This window comes from Phreatobacter sp. GW821-FHT04C01 (assembly GCF_059420385.1).
In genome coordinates this window covers 65079-85511 of sequence record NZ_JBWKTP010000001.1, presented here as the reverse complement: position 1 = coordinate 85511, position 20433 = coordinate 65079, and the positions used below count along the sequence as shown (strand labels likewise).

Annotated in this window: 20 protein-coding genes; 16 read left to right on the top strand and 4 right to left on the bottom strand. The window is 68.9% G+C overall.

The features are described from left to right. Window positions 1-34 precede the first annotated feature (34 nt). The 4 genes from ssuD (at window position 35) to AC07WJ_RS00425 (ending at window position 3540) form a co-directional block, all read left to right on the top strand. On the top strand, window positions 35-1207 hold the full coding sequence (gene ssuD, locus AC07WJ_RS00440) for an FMNH2-dependent alkanesulfonate monooxygenase (protein WP_494932557.1): 1173 nt from the start codon (window positions 35-37) through the stop codon (window positions 1205-1207). 8 nt (window positions 1208-1215) lie between these two features. After that, complete coding sequence (locus tag AC07WJ_RS00435; protein WP_494932556.1) at window positions 1216-2070, top strand: ABC transporter permease subunit; 855 nt, start codon at window positions 1216-1218, stop codon at window positions 2068-2070. Next, window positions 2067-2927, top strand: coding sequence for an ATP-binding cassette domain-containing protein (locus AC07WJ_RS00430; protein ID WP_494932555.1), 861 nt, complete (start codon window positions 2067-2069; stop codon window positions 2925-2927). The genes AC07WJ_RS00435 and AC07WJ_RS00430 overlap by 4 nt, the downstream gene beginning before the upstream one ends. Window positions 2928-3042: 115 nt before the next feature. Beyond that, window positions 3043-3540 carry a flavin reductase family protein gene (locus tag AC07WJ_RS00425; protein WP_494933799.1) on the top strand — a complete coding sequence of 166 codons (498 nt, stop codon included), beginning with the start codon at window positions 3043-3045 and terminating at the stop codon, window positions 3538-3540. A gap of 6 nt (window positions 3541-3546) precedes the next feature. Here AC07WJ_RS00425 and AC07WJ_RS00420 read toward each other — a convergent pair whose 3' ends face one another. Next, a complete protein-coding gene (locus AC07WJ_RS00420) occupies window positions 3547-4899 on the bottom strand; it encodes an ATP-binding protein (RefSeq protein WP_494932554.1) in 1353 nt (450 codons plus the stop codon). Continuing rightward, window positions 4896-5570, bottom strand: a complete 675-nt coding sequence (locus AC07WJ_RS00415) for a response regulator transcription factor (RefSeq protein ID WP_494932553.1) — start codon at window positions 5568-5570, stop codon at window positions 4896-4898. Before AC07WJ_RS00415 ends, AC07WJ_RS00420 begins: the two co-directional genes overlap by 4 nt. Window positions 5571-6499: 929 nt before the next feature. On the opposite strand from AC07WJ_RS00415, the gene AC07WJ_RS00410 reads away from it, so the two are divergent. The 11 genes from AC07WJ_RS00410 to cysN are packed head-to-tail and all read left to right on the top strand — an operon-like array spanning window position 6500 to window position 17970. Continuing rightward, the gene (locus tag AC07WJ_RS00410; protein ID WP_494932552.1) at window positions 6500-7564 is read left to right on the top strand and encodes a sulfate ABC transporter substrate-binding protein; all 1065 of its coding nucleotides are present in this window, start codon (window positions 6500-6502) and stop codon (window positions 7562-7564) included. Beyond that, entirely contained in the window at window positions 7561-8421 is an 861-nt protein-coding gene (cysT, locus tag AC07WJ_RS00405; protein ID WP_494932551.1) for a sulfate ABC transporter permease subunit CysT, read from the top strand. The genes AC07WJ_RS00410 and cysT overlap by 4 nt, the downstream gene beginning before the upstream one ends. Beyond that, window positions 8414-9292 carry a sulfate ABC transporter permease subunit CysW gene (cysW, locus tag AC07WJ_RS00400; RefSeq protein ID WP_494932550.1) on the top strand — a complete coding sequence of 293 codons (879 nt, stop codon included), beginning with the start codon at window positions 8414-8416 and terminating at the stop codon, window positions 9290-9292. Before cysT ends, cysW begins: the two co-directional genes overlap by 8 nt. Continuing rightward, on the top strand, window positions 9219-10355 hold the full coding sequence (locus tag AC07WJ_RS00395; protein ID WP_494932549.1) for a sulfate/molybdate ABC transporter ATP-binding protein: 1137 nt from the start codon (window positions 9219-9221) through the stop codon (window positions 10353-10355). The genes cysW and AC07WJ_RS00395 overlap by 74 nt, the downstream gene beginning before the upstream one ends. Before the next feature lie 9 nt (window positions 10356-10364). Continuing rightward, entirely contained in the window at window positions 10365-11783 is a 1419-nt protein-coding gene (gene cysG / locus AC07WJ_RS00390) for a siroheme synthase CysG (RefSeq protein ID WP_494932548.1), read from the top strand. 9 nt (window positions 11784-11792) lie between these two features. After that, on the top strand, window positions 11793-12119 hold the full coding sequence (locus tag AC07WJ_RS00385) for a DUF2849 domain-containing protein (RefSeq protein WP_494932547.1): 327 nt from the start codon (window positions 11793-11795) through the stop codon (window positions 12117-12119). A gap of 13 nt (window positions 12120-12132) precedes the next feature. Next, on the top strand, window positions 12133-13791 hold the full coding sequence (locus AC07WJ_RS00380) for a nitrite/sulfite reductase (protein WP_494932546.1): 1659 nt from the start codon (window positions 12133-12135) through the stop codon (window positions 13789-13791). Continuing rightward, on the top strand, window positions 13778-14539 hold the full coding sequence (locus AC07WJ_RS00375; protein WP_494932545.1) for a phosphoadenylyl-sulfate reductase: 762 nt from the start codon (window positions 13778-13780) through the stop codon (window positions 14537-14539). Before AC07WJ_RS00380 ends, AC07WJ_RS00375 begins: the two co-directional genes overlap by 14 nt. A 4-nt stretch (window positions 14540-14543) precedes the next feature. Next, window positions 14544-15071 carry a DUF934 domain-containing protein gene (locus AC07WJ_RS00370; protein ID WP_494932544.1) on the top strand — a complete coding sequence of 176 codons (528 nt, stop codon included), beginning with the start codon at window positions 14544-14546 and terminating at the stop codon, window positions 15069-15071. A gap of 20 nt (window positions 15072-15091) precedes the next feature. Further along, complete coding sequence (gene cysD / locus AC07WJ_RS00365) at window positions 15092-16033, top strand: sulfate adenylyltransferase subunit CysD (protein ID WP_494933798.1); 942 nt, start codon at window positions 15092-15094, stop codon at window positions 16031-16033. Further along, the gene (gene cysN / locus AC07WJ_RS00360; protein ID WP_494932543.1) at window positions 16033-17970 is read left to right on the top strand and encodes a sulfate adenylyltransferase subunit CysN; all 1938 of its coding nucleotides are present in this window, start codon (window positions 16033-16035) and stop codon (window positions 17968-17970) included. The genes cysD and cysN overlap by 1 nt, the downstream gene beginning before the upstream one ends. A gap of 18 nt (window positions 17971-17988) precedes the next feature. On the opposite strand, the gene AC07WJ_RS00355 is transcribed toward cysN, so the two are convergent. Then, the gene (locus AC07WJ_RS00355; protein WP_494932542.1) at window positions 17989-18876 is read right to left on the bottom strand and encodes a LysR family transcriptional regulator; all 888 of its coding nucleotides are present in this window, start codon (window positions 18874-18876) and stop codon (window positions 17989-17991) included. Between the two features lie 69 nt (window positions 18877-18945). Between AC07WJ_RS00355 and AC07WJ_RS00350 the strand changes: the two genes are divergently transcribed. Further along, entirely contained in the window at window positions 18946-19989 is a 1044-nt protein-coding gene (locus AC07WJ_RS00350; protein WP_494932541.1) for a YeiH family protein, read from the top strand. Between the two features lie 2 nt (window positions 19990-19991). Here the strand turns inward: AC07WJ_RS00350 and AC07WJ_RS00345 are convergent, their stop codons facing one another. Further along, window positions 19992-20312 carry a hypothetical protein gene (locus AC07WJ_RS00345; protein WP_494932540.1) on the bottom strand — a complete coding sequence of 107 codons (321 nt, stop codon included), beginning with the start codon at window positions 20310-20312 and terminating at the stop codon, window positions 19992-19994. Window positions 20313-20433 lie beyond the last annotated feature (121 nt).

Sequence of the window (20433 nt, the reverse complement as noted above, 5' to 3'; positions counted from 1 at the left end):
GCCCGCCGCCCACCCCGTTCCGAGGACAAGCCCGATGACCGTTCATGCCGCCGTGCCGTCGCCGAAGCCGCTGGATCTGTTCTGGTTCATCCCGGTCAGTGGCGACGGCTCCTATCTCGGCACCAGCGCCGGCCACCGGCCGGCGGATTTCCGCTATCTCAAGGAAATCACCCAGGCCGCCGACCGGCTCGGCTTCAAGGGCGTGCTGATCCCGACCGGCAAGGCCTGCGACGATCCGCTGATCACCGCGGCGGCGCTGGCCGCCCATACCGAGCGCCTGAAATTCCTGGTGGCGCTTCGCCCCGCCGTCGCCTCGCCGACCTTCGCCGCGCGCCAGGCGGCCGCCATCGACCGGATCAGCCAGGGCCGCTTCATCGTCAATATCGTCACCGGCGGCAATCCGGCCGAGCTTGCCGCCGACGGCGTTCACCTTTCCCATGACGCGCGTTATGCCCATACGAGCGAATTCCTGTCGGTCTATCGCCGCTTGCTCGAGGGCGAAAAAGTCGATCTCGACGGCCGCTACATCCAGGTCGAGGGCGCCAAGCTCGAATTCCCGCCGGTGCAGAAGCCGGCGCCGCCGGTCTGGTTCGGCGGCTCGTCCGATCCGGCGCTCGACGTCGCCGCCGAACATGCCGACGTCTACCTGACCTGGGGCGAGACGCCGGATCAGGTCAAGCTGAAGCTCGACGAGGTCAGGACCCGCGCGGCGAGGCGCGGCCGTTCCGTCAAATTCGGCCTGCGTATCCATCTGATCGTGCGCGAGACCGATGCCGAGGCCTGGGCGGCAGCCGACAAGCTGATCTCGAAGCTGCCGGACGAGGCGATCGCGGCGGCGCAGAAGAAATTCGCCGAGGAATCCGATTCGATCGGCCAGAAGCGCCAGAGCGCATTGATCCGCGGCCGCGACCAGCTCGAGATCGCACCCAACCTGTGGGCCGGCATCGGCCTGGTGCGCGGTGGCGCCGGCACGGCCCTGGTCGGCAGCCCCGAAACGGTGGCGGCCAGGCTTCGCGACTACCAGGCGCTCGGCATCGAGACCATCATCGCCTCCGGCTACCCGCACCTGGAAGAGGCCTATCAGGTCGCCGAACTGCTGTTCCCGGTCCTCGGCATCGGCGCCGCGCCGCAGGGGCTGCACAATACCAAGGTCGGCGAATTCGGCGTCAGCGGCACCGGCGTGCGTGTCGCCGTCGCGGCGTCGTGAGGCCGGCCATGGTCGATATTGGTCATGTGGCGGCCCGATCGCCTGGCCGTGCCCTGCCGCGCCTGGATCGCAGGCGTTTGCGGGAGGCCGTCCTCGCGTCCTCGGTCACCCCCTGGATCCTGCCGCTGGTCATCCTGGCCGCCTGGCAGCTCGGCTCCCATGCGGGGCTCATTCCCGCCAATGTCCTGCCGGCGCCGAGCGAGGTGCTGGATGCCGCTATCCGCCTGACGCTGAACGGCGAGCTCGCCGTCAATATCGCGGTCAGCTTTCGCCGCGCGGCATCGGGCTTCCTGGTCGGCGGCACGCTCGCCTTCGCGCTCGGCCTTTTGAACGGTCTCTCGGCGCTGTCGGAAAAACTCACCGACACGACGGTGCAGATGCTGCGCAACATCCCGAACCTCGCGCTGATTCCGCTGGTTATCCTGTGGTTCGGCATCGAGGAGGAGGCAAAACTCTTCCTGACCGCGCTCGGGGTGTTTTTCCCGATCTATATCAACACCTTCCACGGCGTTCGCACAGTCGATCCGCAACTGGTCGAAATGGGCCGTTCCTATGGCATGTCGCGCTGGCAGCTGTTCCGCCGCGTGGTCCTGCCGGGCGCCTTGCCGTCGATCTTCGTCGGCCTGCGCTACGGGCTCGGCATCATGTGGCTGACCTTGATCGTCGCCGAGACCATCGCCGCCAGTTCCGGCATTGGCTACATGGCCATGAACGCCCGCGAATTCATGTTGGTCGACGTCGTCGTGCTGGCCATCGTCATTTACGCGGCGCTCGGCAAGCTCGCCGACGCGACGGTTCGCCTGCTCGAACGCCGGTGCCTGGCCTGGCATCCGGCCTTTCGCCGGGTCGAGGCGGCGGCATGAGCGGTCCTTCCAAAACCATCCAGGCCCGGGCGCTGAATTTCGACGGGCTGTTCGCCGATCCGGCGGCGCTGGCCCGGCAGGCGCGCGGCGTCGCCATCGCGGTCAACGGGCTGGCCAAGAGCTTCGGGCCGGCCAAGGTGCTGCGGGACCTCGATCTCGCCGTCCCCGCCGGCCAGTTCCTGGCGATCGTCGGCAGGAGCGGCTGCGGCAAGAGCACGCTGTTGCGCATTCTCGCCGGCCTGGACGCGCCGACGAGCGGCAGGGTCGATTTCGGTGATCAGGAGACCGGTCGCCCGGCCGGGGCGCCGGCGGGCCTGGCCCTGGCCCGGCTGATGTTCCAGGAGCCGAGGCTTCTGCCCTGGGCGCGGGTGCTGGCCAATGTCGAGGTCGGGCTCGCCGATGACCGCAACCATGCCGACGGGCGCAGGCGCGCGCTGGAAACGCTCGCCGCCGTCGGCCTCGAGGACCGGGCCGGGGACTGGCCGGCGGTTCTGTCCGGTGGCCAGAAGCAGCGCGTGGCCCTGGCCCGGGCGCTGGCCTGCCGGCCGCGGTTCCTGGCGCTCGACGAACCGCTCGGCGCGCTCGACGCGCTGACCCGCATCGAGATGCAGCAATTGCTGGAACGGGTCTGGCAGCGACAGGGCTTCACCGCCGTGCTGGTCACCCATGACGTCGCCGAGGCGCTCACCCTGGCTGATCGGGTCGTCCTGATCGAGGACGGCGCCATCGCGCTGGATATCGCGGTCGCGCTGCCCCGGCCGCGCCGGCGCGGTTCGGTCGAGCTCGCCAGGCTCGAGGAGCAGATCCTGAAAAAGCTGATCCGCGAAGAAACGTTTGCACCCGAATATACGATCTGATCGGACGAGGTCCGCCATGAATGCCCTTTCGCCTCTGCCCAATGCCTTCTCGCCCCTGCCCCTGCCCCTGCCCGCCGGACCGCCCGAAACCGCCGCGGCGCCGTTCCGCGATGCCATGCGCCAGCTCGCCGGCGGTGTCTGCGTCATCACCGCCGGTATCGGCGAGGATCGGACCGGCCTGACCGCGACGTCGCCGACCTCGCTGTCGATGGATCCGCCGACCATTCTGATCTGCGTCAACCGCACCTCCTCGGCCTTTCCCGTGATCGCCAGCTATCGCCATTTCGCGGTCAACCTGCTGGCGGCCGATCAGCGTGAGGTGGCCGAGAATTTCACCGGCAAGGGCGGCCTGCGCGGCGCGGCGCGTTATCGCGGCGCGGAATGGACGACGCTGCAAAGCGCGGCGCCGATCCTCGAGGGTGCGCTGGCGGCCGTCGACTGCGAGGTCGAGGAACTGATCGAGCGGCATTCCCACGTCATCGTGCTGGGCCGCGTGGTCGCGGTCCGCAACAGCGCCAAGGCGGCGGGCCTGGTCTATTGGCGCGGCGACTACGAAACGCTGGAAGCCGCGCCCGCCGGCGTCTCGCTCGCGGCCGGCCTTGCCGCCTATTGAGGCCGTTCAGGGCAAGGTGATATCGACCTTCAGGCCGCCGAGCGCCGAGCGGCCGAGCGTCAGGTCGCCGCCATAGGCCTCGACCAGGTCCTTGACGATGGCGAGGCCGAAGCCGGAGCCCTCGACCTGTTCGTCGAGCCGGCGCCCGCGCTCGATCTCGAAACCGTGGTCGTCGGCCGGCAAGCCCGGGCCATCATCCTCGACGCTGATGCGGATACCGCCGCCCGACACCTCCTCGGCCGAAATCCGTACATGTCCGCGCGACCATTTGCGCGCATTGTCGATGATATTGCCGAGGACCTCGGTCAGGTCTGTCTCGTCCATCGGCGCCGTGGCGCTCATGGGGATCGCGATCTCGAACGTGATGGGCTGGGCGCTCGGCAACGCGCCAAGCGCCTTGGTGAGCGTCTTCGCCATCGGCTCGACCGGGGTCGGATGGGTGCGGCGGAAAGCGCGCACGCCGGCGCGCGCCCGCACCAGCTCGCGGGTGACGTGGCGGCTCATGCGCTGGATCTCGCCGTCGATCTCGGCCGCGGCTTCGGCCTGTCCCGTTTCGCGCAGATGCCGGGCGGTCGAGCTCAGCACGGCCAGTGGCGTTTTCAGGCCGTGGGCGAGATCGCCGGCGCGGGCCCGCGCGGTCACCAGATCGGCATTGCGCGCCTGGAGCAACGCATTGAGGTCGTCGACCAGCGGCCGGACCTCGTCGGGAAAGCGGCCCTCGACCGTGGTGCGGCGACCGTGATGCACCTCGATCAGGGCCGCGCGCAGCGCCCGGAGCGGTGCGAGGCCGGTCTGCGTGGCGAACCACAAGCCGGCGACGAGCGCGATGCCGAGCGCCGCGAGCGAGGAGGCGGCGAACTGGATGAAGGCGGTGCGGGCCTCGTCGAGCTCGCCCTGGTCGAGGCCGACGGCGATCCGGGCGATCGTCGGCGTCGCGCCGCCCGACACCACCACGCGCCGCTCCAGCACGAACATGCGCCGGCCCTCGGGGGCTGGCCGTTCATAGATCGCGACGTCGTTGCCGGTCGGCGGTTGCGGCCGCCAGTCGATGACGAAATCGAGCAGCGACCGGGATTTCAGCTCGACCGTCTGGCCGCGGCCGGCCTGCCAGTAATAGCCGCCGTAAGGCGTGCGGAACCGTGGATCGCCGAGCTCGATATCGACGACCAGCCGGCCGTCCTGGGCGATACGGGCATGGGCGGCGAGCGTCCTCAGGTCGTCGCCCACCTCGGCGACGGCTCGGGCGCGGATATTGCCGTCGAAAATGAAGGTCAGGGCAAAGCCCGCGAGCACCAGCGCGACCAGGATCGCGCAAGCCGCGATAATGGTGAACCGCGCGCGCAGCGAGCTCGGGATCACGAGGCGGCGCCCTCGCTCGGCGTGACGCAATAACCATGGCCCCGGCGCGTTTCGATAACCGGCGTGCCGAGTTTCTTGCGCAGCCTGGCGATCAGCACCTCGATGGCGTTGGAGTCATGCTCCTTGTCCTGATCGTAGATATGCGCGCCGAGCTCGCTCTGCGAGACGACGCGGCCGTTCTGCAGGATCAGATAGGTCAGGAGCCGATATTCCAGCGGTGTCAGGGCCACCGCGCGGCCATCGACGGTGACGCCCTTCTTGCGGGTGTCGACCTCGACCGGGCCGACCGCCAGCACCGAGGAGGCATGACCGCTGGCGCGCCGGGTCAGCGCCCGCACCCGTGCCACCAGTTCCTCCATGTGGAACGGTTTGGTCAGGTAGTCGTCGGCGCCCGAATCGATGCCCTCGACCTTTTCGCGCCAGCCGTCGCGCGCGGTCAGCAGCAGCACCGGCATGCGCCGCCCGGCGGCGCGCCATTTGCGCAGCACGGTCAGCCCGTCCATGACCGGCAGGCCGAGATCCAGCACGACGATGTCGAAATCCTCGCTGTCGGCGCGGAACCAGCCGTCCTCGCCGTCGCTGCTGGTTTCCACCACGAAGCCGGCGGCCGACAGGGCTTCGGTCACGTCGGCCGCGATCCGCCGTTCATCTTCGATCACGAGTACGCGCAATTCCGAGGCCCTTCACGATAGCCGGCAAGCGGATCCGAAATGTCGGCGGAGCGGCCGGTGCGAGCCGACAGGCGCTCCCCCTCATGGCGGATCGATGGCGCACTCTCACTCGGCTTGCAAGCGCGTGCAACCATGCGGTGCGGATTGTCGCCGCCAAACCGCCGCCAAGGGGCCAATGGGACGGCGTCCGCGGCGAGCGGTCGCCAGATCTGTCGCGCCCAGGGCCGCGACGATGGTGCCGACAAGGCGGTCGAAGCGCGCCGTGACGGATAGGGAACCGAGGCCGGCGATCTCGCGGAGACGAGACCAGCCGCCGCGTCGCCGATCTCGATCTTGCCACCATTCGCCGTGGCGCGAGACCCGTGCCGGTTCGTCCGGACCGGGGTCTGCCCGTGGCAGGCGGCGGGCGATCATCCATGCCGGCCGGAACCTCGCGCAGCGGCGCCGGCCTTGCTCGTCAGCGGCGGCTCGGCACCATGGAATGCTTGCATGGAACCGGAAAGGACTGCCGATCGTTGATCTATACTTGAGCAATGGCGTGCCTTCGGTCGACGAAAGCGTGGTCCGGAATTTCGTGCGAGATTGAAATCGGCGCGACCATATTTTGCTCTGATGGGGAGAATTTTTCCTTCGAGGTGGAGAATTTCCGATTCCGATAAAATAATATTCTTAGTCGACCAAAAGCCGTGGATGCGGCCCGCGCCGCCGCGAGCGTTTCGTCCGCCGCCAGGAGCCGAGTAAAAAGACCTCCATGCATGCGACCGTGATACAATGAATTTCTCCGGATCTGTTGTCCTGCAATAGCCGCCTTCTTTTCTGCGTTTACGGCCTTGAATCGATAGTCGTCTTCGTTCTTTCTCTTCGTCGAGACCGGCCTTGCCGGCCTGCCCGGCTAGGCCGCCTGCAGCATTTCGACATCGGAGACTGACATGCTCTTGAGCTTGCGATCGACGCGTATCCGCGACCTCGCCGGCGTCGCCATGGCCTTCGGCTTCGTGCTGGCGACCACGCTCTATGTGCGCGCCCAGACGCCGGCCCCGGCTCCGGTCACCCTGGTCAATGTCTCCTATGACCCGACGCGCGAACTCTACCGCGCCATCAACGAGGCCTTCGCCAAGGATTGGCAGGCCAGGACCGGTCAGCGCGTGACCATCCGCACCTCCCATGGCGGCTCCGGCCGCCAGGCGCGCTCGGTGATCGACGGGCTCGATGCCGACGTGGTGACCCTGGCGCTGGCCGGCGATATCGATGCGATTGCCCGCGAGTCGCGCCGCCTGCCCGACAATTGGCAGTCGCGGCTGCCAAACAATGCCTCGCCCTATACCTCGACCATCGTATTCCTGGTGCGCAAGGGCAATCCGAAGGGCATTCGCGACTGGGACGACCTGGCCAAGCCGGGCGTCTCGGTGATCACGCCGAACCCGAAGACCTCGGGCGGCGCGCGCTGGAACTATCTGGCCGCCTGGGCTTACGAGCTCGCCCGCAGCAATGGCGACCAGGCCGCGGCCAAGCGTTTCGTCGAGGCGATCTTCCGCAACGTGCCGGTGCTCGACACCGGTGCGCGCGGCTCGACCACCACCTTCGTCCAGCGCGGCCTGGGCGACGTGCTGATCGCCTGGGAGAACGAGGCCTATCTGTCGCTGCAGGAGTTCGGCGCCGACAAGTTCGACATCGTCAACCCGACCCTGTCGATCCTGGCCGAGCCGCCGGTCTCGCTGGTCGATCACGTCGTCGACCGCCGCGGCACGCGGGCCGTGGCCCAGGCCTATCTCGAATTCCTCTACACGCCGGCGGCGCAAGCGATCATCGCGCATAATTTCTACCGGCCGGTCCATCCCCAGCACGCCAGCCAGGCCGATATCGCGCGCTTCCCCCAGATCAAGCTGGTGACCATCGACCAGGCCTTCGGTGGCTGGGCCAAGGCCCATGCCGACCATTTCGCCGACGGCGCCACCTTCGACCAGATCTATCGGCCGGGAGCCGCGACCAGATGACGGCGACCGCCCTTCCAGCGGGAGCATTCCAGCTGCGAAAGCCGAGCGCCTTGCCCGGTTTCGGCCTGACGCTCGGCTTCACGCTCACCTATCTCTCGCTGATCGTCCTCATTCCGCTCGGCGTGCTGGTCTGGCGCGCCAGCGGATTGGGGCTCGGCGGCATCTGGGCGGTGGCCACCGCGCCGCGGGTGCTGGCGGCGCTTGAGACCAGCTTCGTCATTTCCTTTGCCGCCGCCGCGCTCAACGCGGTGTTCGGCCTGATCGTCGCCTGGGTTCTGACCCGCTACACCTTTCCCGGTCGCGCCGTGCTCGACGCCATCGTCGATCTGCCCTTCGCGCTGCCGACCGCGGTCGCCGGCATCGCGCTCGCCGCCCTCTACGCGCCCAATGGCTGGGTCGGCGCCTGGCTGGCGCCTTTCGGCATCAAGGTCGCCTATACCCCGCTCGGCATTTTCGTCGCCCTGGTGTTCATCGGCCTGCCCTTCGTGGTCCGCACCGTCCAGCCGGTGCTCGCCGATCTCGACCGCGAGATCGAGGAGGCCTCCGCGACGCTCGGCGCCAGCCGCCGGCAGACCGTGCTCAGGGTCATCCTGCCGCCGCTTCTGCCTTCCGTCCTGACCGGCTTCGCGCTGGCCTTTGCCCGGGCCGTCGGCGAATACGGCTCGGTCATCTTCATCGCCGGCAACATGCCGTTCCGCTCGGAAATCGCGCCGCTGCTGATCGTCGTCCAGCTCGAAGAGTTCAACTACGCCGGCGCCACCGCCATCGCCACCATCATGCTGGCCATCTCCTTCGTCGCCCTTCTGGCGATCAATCTGCTGCAATCGTTCAGCCGGCGGAGATACGGCCATGTCTGAGGCCGTAAAGCTCGGGGCCGCGAAAACCCGGCCCGCGGCGGCGACCGGTGAAGGCCTGGCGACGCGGATCGTGCTGATCACGCTCGCCGTGGCCTTCCTGGTGCTGTTCGTCGTGCTGCCGCTGCTCGCCGTCTTCGCCGAGGCGTTCCGGCGCGGCGCCACCGCTTTTTTCGAGTCCTTCGCCGATGAGGACACGCTGTCGGCGATCCAGCTTACGCTGACGGTCGCGGCGATCGCCGTGCCGGCCAATCTGATCTTCGGCATTGCCGCCGCCTGGGCGGTGGCCAAGTTCGAGTTTCCCGGCAAGAGCCTGCTGGTGACGCTGATCGACCTGCCCTTCTCGGTCTCGCCCGTCGTCTCGGGCCTGATCTATGTGCTGCTGTTCGGCGCCCAGGGCCTGCTCGGCAAGACCCTCGACGCCCACGACTTCAAGATCATCTTCGCCGTGCCCGGCATCGTGCTGGCGACCATTTTCGTCACCTTCCCGTTCATCGCCCGCGAACTCATCCCGCTGATGCAGGAACAGGGCACGAGCGAGGAGGAGGCCGCGCTGACGCTTGGCGCGTCAGGCCTCAGGACCTTCCTCACCATCACCTTGCCGAACGTCAAATGGGCCCTGCTCTACGGCGTGCTGCTCTGCAATGCCCGCGCCATGGGCGAGTTCGGCGCCGTCTCGGTCGTGTCGGGCCATATCCGTGGCCTCACCAACACAATGCCTCTCCACGTGGAGATACTCTACAATGAGTACAATTTTGTCGCCGCCTTCGCCGTCGCTTCGCTACTCGCGGGACTTGCCCTTGTCACGCTTCTCGCCAAATCGATCCTCGAATGGCGGTACGGCGACGCTCTCGCCGGCACGCGAGGGCACTGAGGCCGGCCGTGCCGTCGCGATCCGCGCGCAAGGCCTGGTCAAGGCTTTCGGCGGTGGCGCGGCGGCGCTCGGCGGCATCGATCTCGACGTCCGGCCCGGCGAACTGCTGGCGCTGCTCGGGCCGTCCGGCTCGGGCAAGACCACGCTCCTGCGCGTCGTGGCGGGCCTGGAACATGCCAGCGCCGGCCGCATCCTGTTCGATGACGAGGATGCCACCGCCCTGCCGGTCCAGGCGCGCAAGGTCGGTTTCGTGTTTCAGCACTACGCGCTGTTCCGCCACCTGAACGTCGCCGACAACATCGCCTATGGCCTCAGGGTCAGGCCGCGGGCGACCCGGCCGGGCCGGGCCGAGATCCTCAGGCGTGTCGGCGAACTGCTCGACCTGGTCCAGCTCTCCGGCCTGGAAAAGCGCTTCCCCAACCAGCTGTCCGGCGGCCAGCGGCAACGCGTGGCGCTGGCCCGTGCGCTCGCCGTCGACCCGAAGGTGCTGCTGCTGGACGAGCCGTTCGGCGCGCTCGATGCCCAGGTCCGCCGCGATCTCCGGCGCTGGCTGCGCGAGATCCATGACCGCACCGGCCATACCACCCTGTTCGTCACCCATGACCAGGACGAGGCGCTGGAGCTCGCCGACCGGGTCGCCATTCTCAACAAGGGCAAGCTCGAGCAGATCGGCACGCCGGACGAGATCTATGACCACCCGGCCACCGCCTTCGTCGCCGGCTTCATCGGCGAGGCGGTGCGGCTCGCCGTCGAGGTGCGCGACGGCGCGCTGCGCATCGGCGAGGCCGGCCTGGGGTCGGCGCCGATCGGCACGCCGTCGGGCCCGGCCGAGCTGTTCGTCCGGCCGGATGATCTGGCGATCGCCGCGCCGGGAATCCCGGCGATCAAGGCTCGGGTCGTCGGCATCCGGCGCACCGGCCCGGTGCGCCGCGTCGACATTCACCTCGCCGAGGGCCAGCCGCCGGTCGAGATCGAGGTGGCGGCCGGGACACGCGTCGAAAAGGGTGACTGGATCTCGGTCACGCTGAAGACGGTGCGTCTCTTTCCTGTCGCCGGCGTGTGAGGTTTTCCCGTGTCGCGTTTCAAGTTCTTCCCGATTTCCTATGACGTCGCCGCGCGTTTCGTCGTCGTTGCCGGCAATGGCGAGCAGGCGCTGCAGAAGCTGCGCTTGCTGGCCCGCACCGAGGCGCGCCTGGTGCTTTGCGCGCCGGCGCCCTCGGCCGGGCTCCTGGCCTTCGCCTTGGCCCACGACGTCGAGCATGTCCCGGTCGAACCGGACGCGCGCCGGCTCGCCAGCGCGGCGCTGCTGTTCGTCGCGACCGGCGATGCCGTCGACGATGCGCGCCTCGCCCTGACCGGCCGTGCCGCCGGCGTGCCGGTGAACGTGGTCGACCGCCCGCAGATTTCCGATTTCGCCGTGCCGGCGATCGTCGACCGCGCGCCGATCGCCATTGCGATCTCGACCGACGGCCACGCGCCCGTGCTGGCGCAGAAGGTGCGCGCCGCCATCGAGGCGCTGCTGCCGCCGGCTTTCGGCCGGCTCGGCGAGCTCGCGGCCGCCATTCGCGACACGGTCAATGCCCGGCTTCACGATGCCGCCCGGCGGCGGAGCTTCTGGACGCGGCTGTTCGACGGCCGCGCCGCCGAGGTCGCGCTGTCGGGCGAAGTCGAGCGCGCCGCCATCATCGCGATGAACGCGCTGGACGCCGCGCGCAGCGACGCCGCTCCGGCCGGCAAGGTGTTCCTGGTCGGTGCCGGTCCGGGGGCCGAGGACCTGCTGACCTTGCGTGCCCACCGGCTGCTGCAGACCGCCGATGTCATCGTTCACGACGCGCTGGTGCCCGAGGCGGTCATCGCCATGGGCCGGCGTGATGCCGAACGTATTTCGGTCGGCAAGCGCAAGGGCCGCCATTCGGTGGCGCAGGCCGAGATCGACGCTCTTCTGGTCAGTCTGGGGGCGCAGGGCAGGCAGGTGGTGCGCCTGAAGGCCGGCGATCCCATGGTGTTCGGCCGTGCCGGCGAGGAAATCGCCGCGCTGCGCGCCGCCGGCATCGCCTATGAGGTGGTGCCCGGCATCACCGCCTCGCTCGCCGCGGCCGCCGACGCCGCCATTCCGCTGACGCTGCGCGGCACCGCCTCGCAGCTGATCATCGCCACCGGTCATGGCGCCGAGGGCGCCGAACCGGAGGGTTGGGAAAGGCTTGCGGCCGACGGCGCGACGCTCGCGGTCTACATGGGCAAATCGGTCGCCGACCGCATCGTCGCCCGCCTCGCCGCGGCCGGGCTTGCCGGTTCGACACCGGTGGTGGCGGTCGAGAATGCCGGCCGGACCGGCCGCCGCCTGTTTGCCGGCACGCTCGCGGAGCTCGCCTTGTTCGCGGCCCGCGAGGATCTCGCCGGCCCGGTGCTCATCCTGATCGGCCAGGCGGTCGCCCATGGCGATCTCGCCGCTGCCGAACCCTTTGTCCTGCCGCTCGCCGCGGCCGCCTGAGAGCTCATCATGTCGCAACCCGTCAAGGCTCCGAAAGTCTTCAAGCCGGTGGTGGTCACCGCCAATGAACTCGCCTCCGGCGCGGTGGTGTTCCGCCATGCCGACGGCCTCTGGTCGATCGATGTCGGCAAGGCCGAGATCGCCGAGAGCCGGGAAGCCGGCGACGCGCTGCTCGCCCGCGCCCTGGCCGATCAGGACGGCTGCCTCGTCGTCGATCCGGTCCTGATCGAGATCGTCCGCGAGGGTGGCTTCGTCCGCCCGGCATCGTTGCGTGAACTGATCCGCGCCAGCGGGCCGACGGTGGCGCTGCCCGCCGACGCCTACGCCCATCTCTGACGTCGAGGCCGCCATGTACCGCTACGATGAATTCGACCAGGCCTTTGTCGACGAGCGCGTCGCGGAGTTCAGCGACCAGGTGGCGCGCCGGCTCTCGGGCGAGCTCACCGAGGACCAGTTCAAGCCGCTCCGGCTGATGAACGGCGTCTATCTGCAGCTGCACGCCTATATGCTCAGGATCGCCATTCCCTATGGCACGCTGTCGTCGCGCCAGATGCGCAAGCTCGCCCATATCGGCCGCACCTATGACCGCGACTACGGCCATTTCACCACCCGGCAGAACCTGCAGTTCAACTGGATCCGGCTCGCCGACGTGCCGGCCATCTTGAAGGAACTCGCTGAAGTCGAGATGCATGCCATCCAGACCTCGGGCAATTGCATCCGCAACGTCACCGCCGATCACTTCGCCGGCGCCGCGGCCGACGAGATCGCCGATCCCCGGCCCTATGCCGAGGTGCTCCGGCAATGGTCGTCGCTGCACCCGGAATTCACCTTCCTGCCGCGCAAGTTCAAGCTCGCCGTGACCGGCGCGCCGAACGACCGCGCGGCGATCCAGGTCCACGACATCGGGCTGGAGGTGAAACGCAACGATGCCGGTGAGATCGGTTTCGCCGTCTGGGTCGGCGGCGGCCAGGGCCGCACGCCGATGATCGCCAAGAAGGTGCGTGACTTCCTGCCCGAGGCCGATCTCCTGGCCTATTGCGAGGCGATCCTGCGCGTCTACAACCTGGAAGGCCGGCGCGACAACAAATACAAGGCGCGTATCAAGATCCTGGTCCATGAGATGGGCGAGGCCGAGATCACCCGCGCGGTCGAGGCTGAATTCGCGGCGATCGGGCAGAAGACGCTGGCGCTGCCGGCCGAGGAGGTCGCGCGCATCGGCGCCTATTTCGCGCCGCCGACGCTGGCCCGGCTGCCCGCGGGTTCCGAGGTGCTCGACAAGGCCAAGGCCGGCGATCCGGCGCTCGCCCGCTTCGTCGCGCGCAATGTCTCGGCCCACAAGGTGCCCGGCTACGGCATCGTCACCGTGTCGCTGAAGCCGGTCGGCCTGCCGCCGGGAGACGCGACCTCGGGCCAGATGGACGCCATCGCCGATATCGCCGAGCGTTATTCGGCCGATGAGATCCGGGTCAGCCACGAGCAGAACCTGGTCCTGCCGCATGTCCGGCTCGACGACCTGCCGGCGGTTTTCGCGGCGCTCAAGCGGGCCGGCCTCGCCACCCCCAATGCCGGCCTGGTCACCGATATCATCGCCTGCCCCGGCCTCGACTATTGCGCGCTTGCCAATGCCCGCTCGATCCCGGTGGCGCAGCGCATTTCGGAGCGCTTCCAGGCGATCGAGCTGCAGGAGGAGATCGGCGAGCTGAAGCTGAAGATCTCCGGCTGCATCAATGCCTGCGGCCACCACCATGTCGGCCATATCGGCATTCTCGGCGTCGACCGCAAAGGCGAGGAATTCTACCAGATCACGCTCGGCGGCTCGGCCGATGAAAGCTGCTCGATCGGCGAGATCGTCGGCCGGGGTTTCTCGTCCGACCAGGTCGTCGATGCCGTGGAAAACATCATCGGCACCTATCTGAAGATCCGCACCGAACCGTCGGAGAACTTCCTCGCGACCTATCGGCGCGTCGGCGAAGCGCCGTTCCGCGAGGCGCTTTATGCCGATGCTTGATCTCGCGCGGGGCGGCCTGAAGACGGATGAAGCCTTGGTGGCGAAGGCCGCCGCGCTCGACCGTGCCTATGGCGCAAGGCACCCCGCGGAGATCCTGGCCGCGGCGCTCGTCGAGCTGTTTCCCGGCCGGGCCGCGCTCGTCACCTCGTTCGGCGCCGATTCCGCGGTGCTCCTGCATCTGGCGGCGGCGGTTGATCCGGCCGTGCCGGTGATCTTCATCGATACGGCACGGCATTTTCCCCAGACGCTCGCCTATCGCGACCGGCTCGCCACCCATCTCGGCCTGACCGATATCCGCAATGTCGGCCCGACCGACGACGAGATCGCCGCCAACGACCCGACCCTGGCACTGGCCGAGCGGGATCCGGACGCCTGCTGCGGCTTTCGCAAGGTCGGCCCGCTGGCGCGCGCGCTGCAGCCCTTCGCCGCGTCGATCTCCGGCCGCAAGCGCCATCAGGCAGCGACCCGCGCCGGGCTTTCGGTGTTCGAGGCGGAGGGCGGGCTGATCAAGGTCAATCCGCTGGCCGCCTGGGCGGCCGCCGATCTCGCGGCCTATGCCCGGGCGCATGACCTGCCGGCCCATCCCCTGGTCGCCGAGGGCTATCCCTCCATCGGCTGCGCGCCCTGCACGTCGCCGGTCGCGGCCGGCGAGGACGCCCGCGCCGGCCGCTGGCGCAATTTCAGCAAGATCGAATGCGGCATTCACCGGCCGGCCACGACGCCGGTCCCGGCAAGAACAGGAATCTGAGACCATGGCCTTGTACCGGGACGGCGATTTCGTCGCCGATGACTGGATCTTCCCCGAGGATGCCGATCCCGTGCCGGCGGCGGGCAAGGTCGCGTTGCCCAGGGACCGCCTGATCGCCGCGTGGGCCGAGCTCGCCGGTCGCGCCGATCCGGTCGGCCTGGTGCTCAAATCGGGCGAAAATCTCGACGGACTGGCGGATATCATCCCGCGGCTGGCCTTGGTCCGGCTGGTCATTCCCCGCTACGCCGACGGCCGGCTCTATTCGATCGCCCGCCTGCTGCGCGACCGGCATGGCTTCACCGGCGAGGTGCGTGCCGCCGGCGACGTGTTGCGCGACCAGATCGTGCTGCTCGCCCGCTCCGGCATCAATGCCTTCGAGGTGAGCCACGAAGGCACGCTGCGCGCGCTGCGCGACGGCACCATCGTCGCGGTCCATCACCACTACCAGCCGGCCTCCCACGAGGTCGCCGAAACCAGGCCGGGGCCCCGGCCCTGGCTGCGCCTGTCGTCCGTGCCGGGAGTTGCCCAGTGACCGCGTCCGCAGTTCGTGTTTTGAAATCCGACGATACGACCGACACGCGGGACGTCAGGAGCCCGCTGTCGCCGCATTTGCAGCGCCTCGAGGACGAGGCGATCTTCATCATGCGCGAGGTCGTCGCCGAATTCCGCAATCCGGTCATGCTCTATTCGGTCGGCAAGGATTCGAGCGTGATGCTGCATATCGCGCGCAAGGCCTTCTTTCCGGCGAACCCGCCCTTTCCCTTCCTGCACATCGCGTCGGGCTGGGATTTCCAGGCGCTGCTCGATCACCGCGACCGCATGGCGCGCGACTATGGCCTGAACCTGCTGGTCCATTCCAACGAGGCCGCGGCCGCCGCCGGGGTGAACCCGTTCGACACCGAGACCGGCGAATATTCCCGCCTGATGCTGACCGAGGTGCTGAAGAGCGCGCTCGACCAGCACGGCTTCGATGCCGCCTTCGGCGGTGGCCGTCGCGACGAAGAGAAGGCGCGCGCCAAGGAGCGGATCTTCTCGCATCGCTCGTCCGGCCATGTCTGGGACCCGCGCAACCAGCGCCCGGAGCTCTGGCGGCTGTTCAACACCCGGCTGAGCGCCGGCGACACCATGCGGGTATTTCCCTTGTCCAATTGGACCGAGCTCGACGTCTGGGACTATATCCGTGCCGAGCAGATCCCGATCGTGCCGATCTATCTCGCCGCCGACCGCCAGGTGGTCGAGCGTGACGGCGCGCTGATCATGGTCGACGACCAGCGCATGCGCTTTCGCCCGGGCGAGCAGACCGTGACGCGCCGCGTCCGCTTCCGCACGCTCGGCTGCTGGCCGCTGACCGGGGCGGTGGCGTCCGAGGCCGGCACCGTCGAGGACATCGTCTCCGAGATCGTCGCCTCGCGCACCTCGGAACGCGAGGGGCGCCTGGTCGACGGCGCCCTGCAGGCCTCGATGGAACGCAAGAAGCGCGAGGGCTATTTCTGATGACCACATCGCTCGCCACGCGGCCCGCCGGCCTCGACCCGGCCAATGACACGCTGCCGGTGCGCGATCGCGGCGCCCTGCGCTTCATCACCTGCGGCTCGGTGGATGACGGCAAGTCGACCCTGATCGGCCGCCTGCTGCATGATTCCATTGGGCTCCTGGAGGATCAGATCGCCGGCCTGAAGGATGACAGCCGGCGTTTCGGCACGACCGGCGAGGAGCTCGACCTCGCCTTGCTGCTCGACGGCCTGGAAGCCGAGCGCGAGCAGGGCATCACCATCGACGTCGCCTACCGGTTCTTCTCGACCGCCAGGCGGGCCTTCATCGTCGCCGACACGCCGGGCCACGCCCAATATACCCGCAACATGGCGACCGGCGCCTCCACCGCCGAGCTGGCGGTGCTGCTGGTCGATGCCCGCAAGGGATTGCTGGAGCAGACCCGCCGCCATGCCGCCATCGTCTCGCTGCTCGGCATCCGGCACGTCGTGCTGGCGGTCAACAAGATCGACCTGGTCGATTTCTCACAGGAGCGCTTCGACGCCATCGTCGCCGATTTCGACGCCTTCGCCGCGCCGCTGAAGTTCCGTTCGGTCGCGGCCATCCCGCTGTCGGCGCGCTTCGGCGACAATGTCACGACGCGCAGCAAGCACACGCCCTGGTATGACGGGCCGACGCTCATTCGCCACCTCGAAGCGGTCGAGACCATCGAGGATGTCGACCAGGCGGCGTTCCGCATGGCGGTGCAATGGGTCAACCGGGCCAATATCGATTTCCGCGGCGTCGCCGGCACGGTGGCGAGCGGCCGGGTTTCGGTCGGCGACAGCGTGGTCGTTGCCGCATCGGGCCAGACCACCCGGGTCAGGCGCATCGTCACCCAGGACGGCGATCTCGGCTCGGCCGAAGCCGGGCGCGCGGTCACGCTGACCTTTGCCGACGAGGTCGACATCTCGCGCGGCGACCTGATCGCCGATCCGCGCCAGCGGCCGGCGACCGCCCGGCGGATCGCCGCCGATCTCGTCTGGATGGGCGAGACGCCGGGTGCCGCCGGCGACCGTTATCTGCTGAAGCTCGGCAGCGCCACCGTTCCGGCCACGGTCACGCGGCTGGTCGACACGCTCGATGTCGCGACCCTTGCCCGCCAGGGCGATCCGCTCGCCTTCGCGCTCAACACCATTGGCCGGGTCGAGATCGAGGCGGCGAGCCGGCTTGCCTTCGATCCCTATGCCGCCAACCGCGAGACCGGCGCCTTCATCCTGATCGACCGGGCGACCCATCTCACCGTCGCCGCCGGCCTGGTGGTCGAGGGCCTCGACCGGGCGCGCGAGGTTCATCGCCACCCGGGCGACGTCACCACGGCGGTGCGCGCCGCGTTGAAGAGCCAGGCGCCGCTGACGGTCTGGCTGACCGGCTTGCCCGGTTCGGGCAAATCGACCATCGCCAATCTGGTCGAGCGGCGCCTCGTCGCGCTCGGCCGCCATACCATGCTGCTCGACGGCGACAACCTGCGCCAGGGCCTGAATGCCGACCTCGGTTTCGATACGGCGGCGCGCGTGGAAAATGTCCGGCGTGTCGGCGAGGTGGCGAAGCTGATGACCGAAGCCGGCCTGATCGCCGTGGTGGCGCTGGTGTCGCCGTTCCGCGCCGACCGCGACCAGGTCGCGGCGCTGTTCCCGCCGGAACAGTTCGTCGAGGTCTTTGTCGACGCTTCGCCAGAGACCTGCCGGGCGCGCGACCCGAAAGGCCTCTATGCCAAGGCGGAAGCCGGCCGGATCGTCAATTTCACCGGCCGCGACCAGCCGTATGAAGCGCCGCTGGCGCCGGCGCTGGTCGTCAGCAGCGAGGAGCTGAGCGCCGAGCAGGCGGCCGAGCGCGTGGTCGAGCTGATTCTCGCGCGCATCGAGCCGCCGCTCAGTGGTCTCGACGCCGCCCAGCTCTGATCCGCCTGCGCCGGGCCATCAGGCCCGAACCGCCGGGATCATCGCTTCGAAGGCCAGCGAGGCCTTGGTCCGGTGCCGCTCCCGGTGCCGGACCAGGCTGAAGGCGCGTGGCGGCAAGGCGAAGGCGATATGCCTGAGCCGGCCGGCGGCGAGCCGCGGCGCGGCGACCAATTCGGAAACGACGGCGACCAGGGTGCCGGCCTCGACCGCTGAGCACAGCGCCTCGTTCGACGGCAGTTCCAGCGCCACGTTCAGTCCGGCTGGGGCGATGCCGTGGGCGGCCAGCGCCGTTTCGAGCGCCGAGCGCGTGCCGGAACCGGCCTCGCGCATGACCCAGCGCGCCGCCGCGAGCTGGTCCGGCCGGACCGGCGCGCCGTTGCTCCAGGCATGCCCGGGTGCCGCCACCAGGATCAGGTGATCCATGGCGACGACCTTGGTCGACAGGGCAGGCTCGTCGACCGCGCCCTCGATGAAGCCGAGCTCGGCGGCGCCGCTCAGCACCGCCTCGGCGACGCTGCGGGTATTGCCCGGCGTCAGGTGCAAGGCGATGGCCGGGTGGGCGTCGTGGAAGCGGGCAATGAGCGGCGGCAGCCAATAGCTGCCGATGGTCTGGCTCGCCTCGATATGGATGGCGCCACGGCTCAGTCCGCCGAGTTCGGACAGGGTCAGCTCGGCGGCGCGCGCGCGGCCGAGCGTGGCGCGGGCCTCGCCCAGGAAGATCGCACCCGCCTCGGTCAGCTCGATCCGACGTCCGACGCGGTGGAACAAGGTGGTGCCGTGGCGGTCTTCGAGCGCGCGCACCGCCGAGCTGACCGCCGATGGCGTCAGGTGAAGCGCCGCGGCGGCCTGGGTCAGATGTTCGCGCTCGGCCACCGCGACGAAAATACGAAGCTGTTCCAGGGTCATGATAATCGTTCGATCTGATCGAATATAACATGCATGACTTCGCGATGGAACGAACGGTCATGAGGGCGCATGCCTGCCGGTGACAAGACCGGAGTGATCGACATGCCCGCCATCGCCATCGCCAGAAGCAAGGCCGTCCTGCCCGGCCTCGGCCTCAGCATCGCCATAGCCGGGGTCGCGGTTCTGCTCGAACAGGGCCAAGCCTGGCTGTTCGGGCGAGCCTGGCTCGAGGCGCTGGTGCTGGCCATCCTGCTCGGCATGGCGCTCAGGACCTGGCGCCCGCTGGGTCCCCGCTACGATCGTGGCATCGAATTCGCCGCCAGGACGGTGCTGGAATGGGCGGTGGTGCTGCTTGGCGCGACCGTGTCGGCCGCCGCCCTGGCCGCCGCCGGTCCGCTGCTGATCGCCGGCATCGCCGCCGTGGTGGTGATGGCGATCCTGGCGAGCTACGGCATCGGACGGGCCTTCGGCCTGTCGCATCGTCTGGCCGTCCTGGTCGCCTGCGGCAATTCCATTTGCGGCAACTCGGCCATTGCCGCGACCGCGCCGGTCATCGGCGCCGACGGCAATGATGTCGCCGCGTCGATCGCCTTCACCGCGGCGCTGGGCGTGGTCGTGGTGCTCTGCCTGCCGTTGCTGGCGCCGGTGCTCGGCCTCTCAGCCCTGCAATATGGTGTCTTCGCCGGGCTGACCGTCTATGCCGTGCCGCAGGTGCTGGCGGCCACCGCGCCGGTCGGGCTCATCAGCGTCCAGGTCGGCACGCTGGTCAAGCTCGTTCGCGTGCTCATGCTCGGCCCGGTCATCCTGACCCTGGCGCTCCGCACCGGCGGTCGCCGGCATCAGCCGGCGCACCACCTGGTGCCCTGGTTCATCCTGGGCTTTCTCACGCTGATGACGCTGCGGTCCTTCGACCTGGTGCCGGACATGGCGGTGGCGTCGCTGAGCCGGATTTCCACCGCGCTGACCGTCGTCGCCATGGCCGCGCTCGGCCTCGGTGTCGACGTCCGCGTGCTCGGCGCGGCCGGCGGACGGGTCACGGCGGCGGCGGTCATGTCGCTGGTGGTGCTCGGCGGCATCAGCCTGCTGCTGATCCGCTGCCTGGGGCTCGCCTGAACCTAGACCCAGGCCGGAACCTGGCTCAGCTTGACACGCGGCGCGTCGCCGGCGTCACCGAGCCGGGCGGCAAGCGCTCGTTCGAGCACGGCCGGTTCGTCCACCGGCCCGTTGAAGCCGGACAGGCGCGGGTCGGCGCCTTCGAACAGCGCCAGCTCCAGCCGGTCGCCCTCGCGAAACAAGGCGCCGGCGACCGCGCCGTCGACCGTCAGCGTCCACAGGCGGCAATGGTCTTCGGCGGCAAACGACCGGCGGATCGTCGCGACCATGCGTCCGAAGGCGTTGCCCGTCGCTTCGCCCGTCTTGCCGCCAACCGTCGCCATGGCCCGACATCCCCGTGAAAGATGAGGAATTGTAAGGACTTGGTCCTAACTCAGGAAGGGAACGGTCTTGCCTTTTGAGACGCCTTGGCAGAACAAACGATCTCCGCCGCGTCCATGGGGA